The 12782-nt window shown below is 67.5% G+C and carries 11 protein-coding genes and 2 pseudogenes; 7 read left to right on the forward strand and 6 right to left on the reverse strand.

Translation table 11 applies throughout. The annotated features are described in order from the left end of the window. Positions 1-143 precede the first annotated feature (143 nt). The gene (locus AB0I66_RS00805; protein WP_363205503.1) at positions 144-947 is read right to left on the reverse strand and encodes a hypothetical protein; all 804 of its coding nucleotides are present in this window, start codon (positions 945-947) and stop codon (positions 144-146) included. A gap of 9 nt (positions 948-956) precedes the next feature. Here AB0I66_RS00805 and AB0I66_RS00810 point away from each other — a divergent pair, with 9 nt between their 5' ends. Further along, a complete protein-coding gene (locus AB0I66_RS00810; protein ID WP_363206718.1) occupies positions 957-1079 on the forward strand; it encodes a hypothetical protein in 123 nt (40 codons plus the stop codon). Between the two features lie 15 nt (positions 1080-1094). On the opposite strand, the pseudogene AB0I66_RS00815 reads toward AB0I66_RS00810, so the two are convergent. Both AB0I66_RS00815 and AB0I66_RS00820 read right to left on the reverse strand, forming a co-directional pair. Continuing rightward, positions 1095-1196: pseudogene (locus AB0I66_RS00815) on the reverse strand (IS5/IS1182 family transposase); the annotation flags it as partial. Between the two features lie 172 nt (positions 1197-1368). Beyond that, positions 1369-1605, reverse strand: a complete 237-nt coding sequence (locus AB0I66_RS00820) for a hypothetical protein (protein ID WP_363205504.1) — start codon at positions 1603-1605, stop codon at positions 1369-1371. A gap of 221 nt (positions 1606-1826) precedes the next feature. Between AB0I66_RS00820 and AB0I66_RS00825 the strand changes: the two genes are divergently transcribed. The 4 genes and pseudogenes from AB0I66_RS00825 to AB0I66_RS00840 all read left to right on the forward strand — a co-directional run bounded on the left by AB0I66_RS00825 (position 1827) and on the right by AB0I66_RS00840 (position 4098). Continuing rightward, complete coding sequence (locus AB0I66_RS00825; RefSeq protein WP_363205505.1) at positions 1827-2597, forward strand: methyltransferase domain-containing protein; 771 nt, start codon at positions 1827-1829, stop codon at positions 2595-2597. A 230-nt stretch (positions 2598-2827) separates the two neighbouring features. After that, positions 2828-3118 (forward strand): annotated as a pseudogene (gene gvpJ, locus AB0I66_RS00830) (gas vesicle protein GvpJ); the annotation flags it as partial. 205 nt (positions 3119-3323) lie between these two features. Next, positions 3324-3593 (forward strand): DUF1905 domain-containing protein, encoded by a 270-nt coding sequence (locus tag AB0I66_RS00835; RefSeq protein WP_363205506.1) that lies wholly within the window; start codon positions 3324-3326, stop codon positions 3591-3593. Positions 3594-3654: 61 nt separating this feature from the next. Beyond that, positions 3655-4098 carry a hypothetical protein gene (locus tag AB0I66_RS00840; protein ID WP_363205507.1) on the forward strand — a complete coding sequence of 148 codons (444 nt, stop codon included), beginning with the start codon at positions 3655-3657 and terminating at the stop codon, positions 4096-4098. Positions 4099-4106: 8 nt separating this feature from the next. Here AB0I66_RS00840 and AB0I66_RS00845 read toward each other — a convergent pair whose 3' ends face one another. The 3 genes from AB0I66_RS00845 to AB0I66_RS00855 all read right to left on the reverse strand — a co-directional run bounded on the left by AB0I66_RS00845 (position 4107) and on the right by AB0I66_RS00855 (position 8907). Beyond that, a complete protein-coding gene (locus AB0I66_RS00845; protein ID WP_363205508.1) occupies positions 4107-5312 on the reverse strand; it encodes an acetylhydrolase in 1206 nt (401 codons plus the stop codon). 299 nt (positions 5313-5611) lie between these two features. After that, complete coding sequence (locus AB0I66_RS00850) at positions 5612-7336, reverse strand: glycoside hydrolase family 6 protein (protein ID WP_363205509.1); 1725 nt, start codon at positions 7334-7336, stop codon at positions 5612-5614. Positions 7337-7407: 71 nt separating this feature from the next. Continuing rightward, a complete protein-coding gene (locus AB0I66_RS00855) occupies positions 7408-8907 on the reverse strand; it encodes a cellulose binding domain-containing protein (protein ID WP_363205510.1) in 1500 nt (499 codons plus the stop codon). 279 nt (positions 8908-9186) lie between these two features. Between AB0I66_RS00855 and AB0I66_RS00860 the strand changes: the two genes are divergently transcribed. Together AB0I66_RS00860 and AB0I66_RS00865 are read left to right on the forward strand one after the other, a co-directional pair. Further along, positions 9187-12090 carry a glycoside hydrolase family 48 protein gene (locus AB0I66_RS00860; RefSeq protein ID WP_363205511.1) on the forward strand — a complete coding sequence of 968 codons (2904 nt, stop codon included), beginning with the start codon at positions 9187-9189 and terminating at the stop codon, positions 12088-12090. Between the two features lie 188 nt (positions 12091-12278). Then, complete coding sequence (locus AB0I66_RS00865; RefSeq protein ID WP_363205512.1) at positions 12279-12737, forward strand: DUF6650 family protein; 459 nt, start codon at positions 12279-12281, stop codon at positions 12735-12737. The last annotated feature ends 45 nt before the right edge of the window (positions 12738-12782 follow it).

Below are 12782 nucleotides of genomic sequence, written 5' to 3' on the forward strand. Positions count from 1 at the left end.
TCAGACGAGGCATGCAAATCCGGCTGCGAGCACGTCGGTACAGGTGCGAGAACGCCGCGTGCTCGCATCGCACGTTCGTTGAACAGATACCGGAGCTGACGTGCCGCTACGCGCGGCGGACGAAGGCCGGGCATTGCACCGCGTTACGGCCGCTTGGCGCTTGCCCTTTCGAGTTCCCGAAGGATGGCCGTTTCGTCTCGTCCCCGTACGGCCTCTTCCAGGCCGTGGCCGCCGCGCTGTGAGAACCGCTCGCCCTTGGCGAAGTCGTCCTCGCTCAGCACCTGGCCGCACCACTCTCCTCGCCCCGCCACATGGTCGTCGAACGGCACGGCGGCGCCCTCTCCGAGAACCACCCAGTGGCCTGCGTCCCAGCGCAGGGCAAGGACATATGTGTGACCGGTCTCGAGCCGGGGTGCCTCCGGAGCCGTGCGCTTGATTCGTTTGCCGTTCCGGTACACCGACCAGCCTGGCGCGGTCATGTCGAACGCGTTTTCCAGCTCATGCCGGGGGGTGGCGGCGGACCAGAGCACTTTCTCCTTTCGGAGCGTCAGTGCGCGGTCGATCGTGTACCGCACCGGTCCCTTGGCGAGGTCGTGCCGGTTGCTGTCGCGCTCGGCAGTCGGCAGCGCCACGACCACGTGGTCCGCGCCGGCCTTCCAGTCCGCTGCGCTCTGCGAGGAGTAGGGGTCGTCGGCGGCGCCGCAGCCCCCCACGGTGCGAAGCCCTGGCCGGCCGATCAGTACGCCTGCAGTGATACCGGCGAGCGCCAGCACGGCTATGGCGGGTCTACCGGACAGCGGGTGACGAACCGTGAACTGCAACTCAGATCTCCCGTTCGAGAACAGCATTGGGCCATTCAGGTTGTATTGGTGTTGATCACTTTTATCGCCGGTTGGTTCCGAGAAGGCGACAGCAAGTAGCTGCCTGCGGGGGCGGCTGCGACTCACTGCGGGAGCGTGCGTGGCGCTCCCCTGGGGTCAGGGGCGCGGCTGGTCCGCCAGGTCGACGGTTTCGTCGAGGCCCATGACGCCAGCAGGCTCAGCGCCTGGGCGGACGCCGATCCGGCTTCGGCGGCGTAGAGGAACAGGGTGGTCTCGACGTCGCACCGGCGCGACCAGCCGGTTGAACTGTGCCGGACTCAGCCCGGTGAACGGCTCGATCTGCTTCGGACCATCTGCTGACATCACCCCACCCATGACCAGTCAACGCCAGCAACCGCATGAGTTACGGAACAACCTCTAGCGTGCGTAGTTGCTCATGCGCCTGGCGCTGGTGGCCATCGGGAAGGCACCCTTCCGAACGCAGGAGTATCTCTGCGGCTGTGCCATGACGGTTGGCTGGTTCGGTGTGCACCTGGTGTGTTTCGTTTCAGCCCTCGCCCCCGCCCTGTCGAGTGATTCGTGAGCGCTGCACCCGTAGGACCAGGTAGGTCAGTAGGGCGGCAGTGAACATGATCAGGACGAAGGTCCGGAGCGCGAACCACAACAGGCCACCAAGATCGACGATGGCCACGAGCAGATTCAAGAGAACCGCGATGGAGAAGCCACTCCACGCCCAGTTCTTCGCTCTGGTCTCCGTCGTGGTGGGTGGGGTGCGTGAGACCATCCTGAATCCTCCAAAGCGTGATTGTTCTGCCCTCCAGTTCCCGGTTGTATCCGGTTCCACGCAGTGGGCGGTGTGATGCCGGTGGAGGGAGGTTCGGCAGCGGAGGTGCCGGTAGGTGTACGGGCAGGGATGGTGCGGGTAGGTAGCCGCGCGTGGCGTATGTCGCCGCGTCACAACCGCACGTCTGCGTTCGCGTTCTTACGACCGGGGGGTCATGCCTGATGAGCACAGCAGGGTCTGCAAAGTCAGCGTTAAAGACGGGGGTCAAGCGGCTCCTGGGACGTGTCGGCTTCGACGTCGTTCGGAGCACCAACAGCCGTGGCGGGGTGGACGACTTCATTCCGTTCGAGGCCACGATGCGGGCCGCACGGGCGGCCGGTCTGTCCGTCGGCGACTACGTCGACGAGGTGATGAACGGAACGCCCGGCGCCACCCAGTCCACCATCGATGAACTGCGCGCCCTTGGTGTCTTCGCAGCCGACCCCAGCACAGTGCTGGAGATAGGCCCCGGCTCCGGGCGATACCTGGAGAAGACGCTGAAGGAGTGTTCGCCCGACCGGTACGAGATCTACGAGACGGCCCGTCCCTGGGCCGACCACCTCGTGGACACGTACAAGGTGGTCGCCCGACCGACCGAAGGAAGCAGTCTCGCCCCGACACCCGACGCCAGCATCGACCTCGTTCAGGCCCACAAGGTCTTCAACACCGTGACCTTCCTCTGTGCCTCCCGCTACTACTTCGAGATGGCACGCGTCACGCGCCCCGGCGGCCGGATCATCTTCGATGTGATGACGGAGAACTGCCTGGACCCGGCCACGATGCGCACCTGGGCGACGAAGGGCGGCGCGGGGCACGGTTCGTTCCCGGCCGCCATGCCCCGCCAGACATGTGTGGACCTCTTCGCCACCCTCGGCTGCAGCCTGGAGGCCGGATTCCTGGCCCCCATGGGCGTCGCCTCCACCGAGGTACTTGTCTTCAAAAAGAGCGCCTGACCGCGAACGGCCCGCCACAAGCCCTCCGCTCGGACGGCGTCCCGGCGTCCCCTCTTCAGCGCGTGCAGGCGGCGCGAACTTGTTTCCCGCTCCACCCGCAGGGCAACCGGCAAAGGCAGCACCCGGCGAGGTGCGAAGTCTTTTGCTCAGCGGAGAAGCCGTGGGGAGGCCCGGAACCACGCGCGAGGACCCGGACCACCCGGTTCGGACGGCATACGGAGGTAGCTGCGATGTTCCCGGCACAGCAGGGGGGCTCCTCACGGGGAACCAGCGGACTGTACGACGTCCTGGAGCTTATCCTTGAGCGTGGACTCGTCATCGATGCCGAGATCCGCATATCGGTCATCGGCATCGAGCTCATCAAGATCGACGTGCGGATCGTCATCGCCAGCGTCGACACCTACCTGCGGTTCGCCGAGGCCTGCAACCGGCTCGACCTTGAAGGGGGCCCGTCCCAGCGTCCAGGTCTGCCCGAGCTGATCGGTGACATGACCGGGGGCGGATCACAGAAGGAGACGCAGCGCACCAGCTCCACCCGCCGGTCAGGTGCGTGACGGGCCGATACTTCTGCCCCACCGCGGCGCGTCGGCGCATCAGCGCGCCGGCGCGTCTCGAAGTAAGTAACCCGGCGGCGTTTTCGTGCGCCAGCGATGAGTTTCGTCTCCTGCCTCTGTCCTATCTGGTGAACGCCAAGGCCGGCGCACTTCTGAACAGGTGGTATTCGAGATGGACGAGCAATTCACCGCGACCCTCCAGAAAAGCCCGAACAAGGGAGGCTGGACCTACGTCGTGTGGCCCCAGTCGGCCGAGTATTTCGGCACTCGCGGCCTGGTGAAGGTGCGGGGCACGGTCGACGGTCATCCGTTCCAGAGTTCGTTCATGGCTCTGGGGGACGGCACGCACAAACTGCCCGTGAAGGCGGACGTACGAAAGGCGATCGGCAAGGAGGAAGGCGACACCGTGACCATTCGCCTGGAGGAACGGCTGGACGCCTGACCCCGCCCACGACTGCGCCCTTTTGGTTGTCGGCTGCTTCGGGTGTGGGCATGATCGCGAGATGAGCGGAAGCGTGGACGGGTTGGCTCGGTGGGGGCGCTCGCATTTCGAGCAGCAGCGGGCACCCGTCGAGTGGGCGGGCAAGGTTCTGGAGTCTGCCGCGGTCCACCTGGGCTGCACCGCTGAAATCGAGGCCGCGGTGGCGCTCGCGGCGGACCGCACGCAATGGCCCACGGGCCGTGCCGTGTTCGACAGGGTCCGCCGACGCGGACTCGCACCGGATCAGCCCTCCACTACCGCGGAGATCCTGTACTTCCGGCTCGCGGAAGTGGTGGCGAAGCTCGCCCATAACGCGGCTGGACCACCTCCGCCCTTCGACTATCACGCAGGCTGGCAGGTGGGGCCGATCGCCTACCGGCTGGCAGCCGCAGTCGGCGATCCGGCCTTGCGTGACTCCTTGGCCGCCTCCTTGGGCGATTGGCCGGAACACCCCGACCCCACATGAAAGGCGCCTCACGGAAGGAACGTCACCGCCGGGAAGGCCGGAGACGGCCCGTCGAGCAGGTGCCCCCGGCGCCGGCGCAGGTGCTCGTCGAAGAACGCGAGCGGATACGCCTGCTGGATCTTCACCGCCTGCTCGGGATCGAGGGTGCCGATCTTGTCCTGGAGCTGTTGCCTGCTCCATCCGTACAGCTTCGCCACCTGCGGGAAGAGCGCTTCGTTGTCGCCGTAGGAGATGTGGTTGGCGCCCCGCGCTTGAATGTCCAGCCGCCAGCCCCGCAGGTGCGACCAGAACGCCGCGGCTTCGGGGACCGTGGCCCGGGTGAAATCGGCCGACATCATCATGAACGGCCGGTGCAGGTCACCGGCCAGCGGCGGCTTCATCTGCATCGGGCCGTCCAGGCTCAGCCCGGCCCGGATCCGCTGGTCCGCGAGCATGGCGCAGGCGGTGGCCGTCCCGCCCTTGGACCAGCCGAACACACCGATGCGCCGTACGTCGAGGGAGCCTCGCAGGCCGGCCGGCAGCTTTCTGTGGCCGGCGTCGGGATTGCCCCCGGCGGCGAGCTGCTCGACACAGTCCAGGACGAAACGCAGGTCAGCGGCGAAGTCCCCGGGCATCGTCGGCGCGTCCCTGTCGTCGAGCGGGACGGTGACGCGGCCGTCGGGGAATTGCGTGTACGTGTCGTACTGGTGGGCCACCGTCACCACCGCGTACCCGTGGCTGGCGAGCTCCTGGACCATGACGGTGTGATCGCCCTGGTGGCTGTGCGCGCCGTGGGAAAACACGACGACAGGCAGCCGACCGCCTGTGCGGCGCACCGGAGCACCCACCCGGCCCGACGTCAGCGGCCCCAGCGGGATCAGATCGCTGAACCCTGCATCGGTGAGGAACGCCTGAAGGGCGCCGGCCGGCATCCAGGGCGCCACCGGGTACCGCGTGGCATCCCGCGCCGGATACCAGACCGTCGCCATCAGCTCGCGGAAGTGGCCGGGGCCCGCGATGACGTCCGGACGCGACCGGTCGACGAGGTGCAGTTGGATCGTACCCACCGAGTACGGTCCCCTCGGCCCCGGCAGCACCAGCCGCCGCCCGGCCGGGGCAGCCCAGGCGGAACCGGCGACGCCGGTGAGCGGCACGGCCGCCCCGGCGGCCAGAGCAGCCCCCATCATGTGGCGGCGTGTCAAACCTCTCCTGCTGATGTGCGGCATGGTGGTCATGGGCCCTCCCCTGGTGACGAAGCGTCAACCGTGCCCCGCGGCCGACCCGCGGACACAGGACGACGCTGTCACGTGCCCCTCCCCCACGGCATCGGCCCGTCGATCACTGCACGCCGATCGCATTAGCCCGCGGGCTTACGTCCCAGGACGGATCCGGTCGGCAGAGCAAGCATCGGCATCGCGAGCACAGGGCAAGCAGGTGCTGACCATCAACCGTGTCCGCCGGGGCCCGGGGCGCCGTACGCTCCCGGGCCCCGGCGGAGTTCGGTGTGCCTGTGCCGTGTTCCTGTGCCGTGTGCCTAAAGCGCGGGGTAGGCGTTCTTCATGAGCTCCTGGAACTGGGCGGAGAACCAGTGGCCGGACACCGGCGCGTCGGGCAGCGCCCCGGACATGTGGTTGTTGTTGCGCGGGTTACCGGTGTATGTGGGGTCGCACATGCGGTCGAAGCCCTTGCCCTCGTCGTTGTCGATGGCCTTGCTCGAACCGTCGGACTCCCCCGGCGGCTTCATCCACACGTAGGCGTCGATCCCGGTGGCCGGGTTGGCCTGCGGGCGTTCGCCGAGGCCGGCGCCGGACTGGTTGCACCAGTTGCCGAGGTGGATGCGGCGGTCGTAGCGCCCGCCGTCCACGTACGTGTCGACGTTCGTGGTGGCGCCCGGTCCGGTGGGCCGGGCGGTGCCGCCCCAGCCGTTGCGTGACGTGTCGATCAGCATGCCGAGGTTCTGGTCGAAGCCGAGCGAGACCAGCTTGGTGCGCATGGCCTGGGCGTACGACAGCTCATCGGTGTAGCGGTTCCAGTCGACCCACTTGGACTCGCGCACCGACTTGCCCGCGACAGAGTCGCCGATGGCGAAGTTGTCCTCCTTGAGGGCGCTGTAGTTGGCCGTGTTCACGATGAATCCGTGGACGTCGGACAGCTTCGCGCCGTTGGTGGAGGCGGTCGTCTTGAACAGCTCGGCGGAGGGGCCGAAGTTGTCGTCCCAGCCGAGCCAGCCGTGGTGGCCCGCGTCGATGTAGTTGTAGACGTTCTTGATGTCACCGAGCTTGTCGAGGGCGTAGCCGACGCCCTTCTGGTAGTTGCCGTTGGCCTTCATCACGTCACAGTTGGGCGTGGCCGTGGGCCGGCCGGAGACGTTGGTGATGAGGTTGGGCAGCGAGTCGATCTCGATCGTGGTGACGATGCGCAGATCCTTGTACTTGGCGTCGCCGAGGATCGCGGCGATCGGGTCGATGTAGTCCGTCTTGTACTTGTCGATCTCCGTCGGGCCGAGTTCGCCGTTGGAGGCAAGAGCGGCACAGTCGCGGCCCGGCAGGTTGTAGACGACGAGTTGGACGACTTGTTCGCCGCTGCCCTTCTGGGCGAGCGCCGCGTCGAGGTGGTCGCGCAGGCCCATGCCGTCGCCCACGCCGTTGATGGCGGCGGTGCGGTCGAGCCAGACGCCTGTGGGCTGGTCGGCGATGCGGGAGCCGCCGGGTTCGGCCTTGGCCTTCGCGGACCACTCCGGGTTCACGTACACCTTGGCTCCGGCGTACGGGTTGTCGACGCGGTCTCCGGGCTCGGTCGGGTCGGTGGGGTCGGTCGGGTCCGTGGGATCGGTGTCCCCGTTACAGGTGACACCGTTCAGCTTGAAGGTGGTGGGCAGGGCGTTGCTGCCGCTGTAGGAGGCGTTGAAGCCGAAGGATGCGGAGGCGCCGGTGGCCAGGCTGCCGTTGTAGGAGGCGTTCTTGGCGGTGACGGCGGCGCCGGCCTGGGTGATGTCGGAGTTCCAGCTGTTGGTGACCTTCTGGTTGCCCGCGTAGGACCAGGTGAGGTTCCAGCCGTTGACCGCGGCGCCGTTGTTGGTGACGGTGACGGCGGTGGTGAAGCCGCTGTCCCACTGGTTCTGCACCTTGTAGTCGACGCTGCAGGCCGGGGCCGCTGCCCCGACATCGGGCTGTGCGACGGCGGTGCCCGCGCAGGCGGCGCCGGTGAGGGCGAGGGTGGTGAGCACGGCGGTGCCGGCTCTCGATCTGATACGGCTCATGGTGTGCGGTGTCCCTTCTGAGATGAGGAGTGCTGTACGGGGTGGGGTGGCGCTCGTACGGTGCGGGATGGTCATTCGTTGACGGTGCGCAGGTGATCCCGCAGCCCTGTCCCGAACGCGGTCGGTGTGCCGTCGTAGGAGCTGATGAGGGACGGCCCGGAGGAGCAGTTCCAGGTGTTCCAGGTCCAGCCGAGGTAGGACTGCTTGCGGTCGTCGAACCACTTCATGACGCGGTCGATGAACCCGTGGGAGCAGGTGTTCTCGCCGATCTCCCCGGCTACCAGCGGCACTTGGTCGGCGACGGGCCCCAGTGTTGAGTCCCAGCAGCTCTCGGTGGAGCAGGAGTTGAAGTTGTAGACGTGCCAGGCCGCGGCGAGATTGCCGGCCGGGTCGGATGGCCGGTGGGCGAGCCATTGGCTGAGGTCGTTGGAGTAGGCCAGGCCGCCCGCGAGTATCACGTTCTTGGCGCCCGTGGCGCGGACCGAGTCGACGAGGTCCTGCATGCCGGCGACTTCGTAGCCGATGCCGGGGCAGGTGCCGCCGTCCTTCCAGCAGGTCCACGCCTCGCTGATGTTGGAGGTGGCGCGGTCCGGGTACGGCTCGTTGAAGAGGTCGAAGACGACCGTCGGATCGTCCTTGTAGGTGCTCGCGACCGACGACCAGAAGCCGGGTGCGTACCGGGCGTCCGGCATCGGCTTCTGGCAGGTGGCGTGGACGTCGGCGCAGCCGGCCGAGTTCCCGGTGTACTGGCCGTAGGACCAGTGCATCTCCAGGATCGGCGTCATGCCGTGGGCCTTGATCTTGGTGACCAACTCCTTGATGGCGGACTGGTAGTTGGCGCCCGCGTATTCGGGTTTGATGTTGTCGAGGCCGAGCCAGCACTCCTCGTTGAGCGGGATGCGGACGGCGTTGGCCTTCCAGTCGGCGATGGCCGCGACGGATGCGTCGTCGACCGGACCGTCGAAGATTCCGTGGCCCTGTACGCACATGAACTCGGCGCCTGAGCGGTTCACGCCGAGGATCCGGCGGGTGGCACCGGAGGCGTCGACAAGCTTGTTGCCGGAGACCTTCAGGGCCGGGGCCTCGCCCTCGCCGCCCGGATCGGTCGGGTCGGTGGGATCAGTCGGGTCCGTGGGATCGGTCGGATCGGTGATGTCGGTGTTGCAGGTCGTGCCGTTCAGCTTGAAGGCCGTCGGTGCGGTGTTGGCACCCGACCTCGATCCGATGAACCCGGCCGAGACGCTTCCGCCGGAGGGCAGCGCGCCGTTCCAGGACTCGTTGGTGGCGGTCACGGCCGTCCCGGCCTGGGACCACTTCGCGGCCCAGCCCTGGGTGACCTTCTGTCCGTCGGCGAAGGCGAAGGACAGGTTCCACCCGTCCTTGGCCGCTCCGTGGTTGGTGACCTTCACGGCGGCCTGGAAGCCGCTGTCCCACTGGCCGGTGACGGAGTACTCCACCGTGCATGCGGGGGCGGCCGCGGACGCGGCGTCGGTCAGGGGGACGAGCGTGGCCGCCGAGACGGCGCACGTGAGCAGGATTGCGTGTAACGCATGACGCGGGGGGTGGCGCATGAGCGACTCCTTGCAGCTCGGGCGCGACCGGCACATGGCCGTCGCGTCGACTGATGGAACCGCTCCCACTGGTTGCTGGTGGACTGTAGAGAATGAACTGCCGTCAAGCAACAGAGGGGTTGGGAATTCCCTGCTGTCGAATTAATTCGACTCTTCAAGCCTCTTGACCCCTATTTCCTCGTTCCCCATCCTTGGGAGCGCTCCCACTGGTTCACAGGTTGTGACACCCACATCACAACGCCACCCCTCGCTCCTCGAACCGCAAGGAGGCACCAAGGCATGCCACAAAGACGGGCCCGGCGGCTGTGGACCGCTGTCGCGGCCACCCTGGCACTACCGCTCGCCACGCTCACCGCTCTTCCCACCACCGCCGACGCGGCGGCAGTGGAATGCAGCGTCGACTACAAGACCAATGACTGGGGCTCCGGCTTCACCGCCGATCTGACGATCACCAATCGCGGCTCCACGGCGATCGACGGCTGGAACCTCACCTACACGCACAGCGGAAACCAGAAACTGGCCAACGGCTGGAATGCGACCTGGTCGCAGTCCGGTAAAGCGATCACCGCGAAAAGCCTTTCGTACAACGCGAAGATCGCGCCCGGCGCCGCCGCCACTGCAGGCGCGCAATTCACCTACAGCGGCGCGAATGCAGCGCCCACCGATTTCGCGGTCAACGGCACCATGTGCGCGGGCGCCCATCAACCGCCGATCACGGTGCTCACCAGCCCGAAGGCCGGCGCGGTCTACTCGGCCGGCGACGCCGTCCCGCTCGCCGCCACCGCCGCGGCAGCCGACGGAGCAACCGTCGACAAGGTCGAGTTCTACGACGACTCGACCCTGCTCGGCACGGACACCACCGCGCCCTACGAGCTCAGCACGGACACCCTGACGGCCGGAACGCACTCCCTGTACGCGAAGGCCCACGACAGTCAGGGCGCCTCCGGTGAATCGACGCCGGTCGGCATCACCGTCGCGACGGGCCCCGCCCTGGTCGCCACCCCGTCGCAACTCGGCGTCCAGCAGGGCAAGTCGGGCACCTTCGACGTGAAGTTGTCGACGCAGCCGACATCCGATGTCACGGTCACGACGGCCCGCACGGGCGGCAACTCCGGCCTGTCCATCTCCTCCGGATCGAGCCTGACCTTCACGCCGTCGAACTGGAACACGGCTCAGAAGGTGACCATTGCGGCCGACAACTCCGGCACGGGCGCGGCCACCTTCGGCGTGACGGCCCCGGGCCACACCAAGGCCACGGTCACCGTCACGCAGCTCGCCGCGTCCAAGACGTACGATGCCCGCTTCCTCGATCTCTACGGGAAGATCACCAACCCGGCGAACGGCTACTTCTCGCCGGAGGGCGTCCCCTACCACTCGGTCGAGACACTGATCGTCGAGGCCCCGGACCACGGGCACGAGACGACGTCGGAGGCCTACAGCTACCTCCTGTGGCTCCAGGCGATGTACGGCAAGGTCAGCGGCGACTGGTCGAAGTTCAACGGGGCGTGGGGCCTCATGGAGAAGTACATGATCCCCACCCACGCGGACCAGCCGACGAACTCCTCCTACAACGCCTCCAAGCCCGCGACGTACGCGCCGGAACACGACCTGCCGTCCCAGTACCCGGCGAAGCTCGACCCGTCGGTCTCCGTCGGCAGCGACCCGATCGCGGGAGAGCTCAAGAGCACCTACGGCACGGACGACATCTACGGCATGCACTGGCTGCAGGACGTCGACAACGTCTACGGCTACGGCAACGAACCCGGTAAGTGCGAGGCCGGCCCAAGCGCCACCGGACCCTCCTACATCAACACCTTCCAGCGCGGCGCGCAGGAGTCGGTGTGGGAGACCGTGCCACAGCCCACCTGCGATGCCTTCAAGTACGGCGGCAAGAACGGGTACTTGGACCTGTTCACCGGGGACTCGTCCTACGCCAAGCAGTGGAAGTTCACCAACGCCCCGGATGCCGACGCCCGTGCGGTGCAGGCCGCCTATTGGGCTAACCTGTGGGCCAAGCAGCAGGGCAAGGGTTCTGACATCTCGGCGACCGTGGGCAAGGCCGCCAAGATGGGTGACTACCTGCGGTACTCGATGTACGACAAGTACTTCAAGAAGGTCGGGAACTGCACCGGGCCCACATCCTGCCCGGCCGGCACCGGCAAGGACGCCTCGCACTACCTGATGTCCTGGTACTACGCCTGGGGCGGCGCGACCGACACCTCGGCGGGCTGGTCCTGGCGCATCGGCTCCAGCCACACGCACGGGGGCTATCAGAACCCGCTCGCCGCGTACGCGCTCTCCTCGGCCGCCGACCTCAAGCCCAAGTCGGCGACGGGGCAGGCGGATTGGGCCAAGTCGCTGGACCGACAGCTGGAGTTCTACCGCTGGCTGCAGTCGGACGAGGGCGCCATCGCGGGCGGCGCGACGAACAGCTGGGGCGGCAGCTACAGCACGCCGCCGTCGGGTACGCCGACGTTCTACGGCATGTACTACGACGAGGCGCCGGTCTACCACGACCCGCCGTCGAACCAGTGGTTCGGCTTCCAGGCGTGGTCGATGGAGCGCGTCGCCGAGTACTACCAGCAGTCGGGCGACACCGACGCCAAGGCGGTCCTGGACAAGTGGGTCGACTGGGCCCTGTCCAAGACGACCATCAACCCCGACGGCACGTTCCGTATCCCCTCCACGCTCCAGTGGTCGGGCAAGCCCGACACCTGGAACGCCTCAAGTCCCGGTGCCAACACGGGACTTCACGTCACGGTCGCCGACTACACCAACGACGTGGGTGTCGCGGCGGCATACGCGAAGACCCTGACGTACTACGCCGCCAAGTCCGGTGACACGCGGGCCAAGACGACGGCGAAGGCGCTGCTGGACGGCATGTGGGAGCACGACCAGGACGCGCTCGGCATCGCCGTGCCCGAGACCCGGGCCGACTACAGCCGGTTCGACGACCCGGTCTACGTGCCGAACGGCTGGACGGGCACGATGCCCAACGGCGACAAGATCGACTCCTCGTCGACCTTCACCTCGCTGCGCTCCTTCTACAAGGACGACCCCAACTGGTCCAAGGTCGAGTCCTACTTGGCGGGCGGGGCTGCGCCGACGTTCACGTATCACCGGTTCTGGGCCCAGGCGGACATCGCGCTCGCCATGGGTTCGTACGCGGAGCTGCTCGAGTAACGCCCCGCCGGCGGCAACTCCGCGCACACCGGGCCGGGCGAGGCCCCCTCCCCGGGGCCTCGCCCGGCCCTCTCCCCTGCTGATCGGCTCGCGCTGGATGGTCTCGGGCCCGGGGAAGGCGGGCCCTCAGCAGTCGGCGCCTGATAGAGATGGAGCACCGACATCGGCGGCCAGAAGGGGGCGGCAGCATGGGCATCAGAGGGACGGCCTTCAGCGCGCTGGGCATCGGCGCGAACTGGGAGTTCACCAAGTCGGACAAGTTGATCGCGCAGCAGGTCATGGACTTCCTGGCCGACAGACGGGTCCTGACCATCGGCTCCGGGCGCCCTGAGAACGAAGCCGCCTCCTGCCTCGCCTCGGCAGCGCAGTGCAGGCAGCGACTCTCGGAGTTTCTCGAGCAGATCCACAAACCCAAGAGCGATCTGCGTACCTGGCTGCGGGCTCTGCGCTCCGCGTTCACCGACTTCATCGAGACCGGCGGCCACGACGGCAGGCGCTTCACGGACGACGCCGACGGCTACGAGGTGTTCAACCAGGCCTTGATAGACCTGCGAGAGCAGGTACGCCGGGAGACCACCGCGGTGAGCGCCCGGTACAAACTCACCGGCCTGGACCTCCCGGCCGGAAACCAGCGCCGAGACGAATAGCAGAGCGCCGCACGGACTGCATCGCCCCCCTGCGCCGGCGCGCCC

This window comes from Streptomyces sp. NPDC050439 (genome assembly GCF_040655335.1).
In the GTDB taxonomy this organism is placed as follows: domain Bacteria; phylum Actinomycetota; class Actinomycetes; order Streptomycetales; family Streptomycetaceae; genus Streptomyces.

Bases quoted from the DNA above. Each gene is read 5' to 3' on its own strand.
- AB0I66_RS00820 (WP_363205504.1), bottom strand. From the start codon at position 1,605: ATGGTCTCACGCACCCCACCCACCACGACGGAGACCAGAGCGAAGAAC.
- AB0I66_RS00825 (WP_363205505.1), top strand. From the start codon at position 1,827: ATGAGCACAGCAGGGTCTGCAAAGTCAGCGTTAAAGACGGGGGTCAAG.
- AB0I66_RS00835 (WP_363205506.1), top strand. From the start codon at position 3,324: ATGGACGAGCAATTCACCGCGACCCTCCAGAAAAGCCCGAACAAGGGA.
- AB0I66_RS00840 (WP_363205507.1), top strand. From the start codon at position 3,655: ATGAGCGGAAGCGTGGACGGGTTGGCTCGGTGGGGGCGCTCGCATTTC.
- AB0I66_RS00845 (WP_363205508.1), bottom strand. From the start codon at position 5,312: ATGACCACCATGCCGCACATCAGCAGGAGAGGTTTGACACGCCGCCAC.
- AB0I66_RS00850 (WP_363205509.1), bottom strand. From the start codon at position 7,336: ATGAGCCGTATCAGATCGAGAGCCGGCACCGCCGTGCTCACCACCCTC.
- AB0I66_RS00855 (WP_363205510.1), bottom strand. From the start codon at position 8,907: ATGCGCCACCCCCCGCGTCATGCGTTACACGCAATCCTGCTCACGTGC.
- AB0I66_RS00860 (WP_363205511.1), top strand. From the start codon at position 9,187: ATGCCACAAAGACGGGCCCGGCGGCTGTGGACCGCTGTCGCGGCCACC.
- AB0I66_RS00865 (WP_363205512.1), top strand. From the start codon at position 12,279: ATGGGCATCAGAGGGACGGCCTTCAGCGCGCTGGGCATCGGCGCGAAC.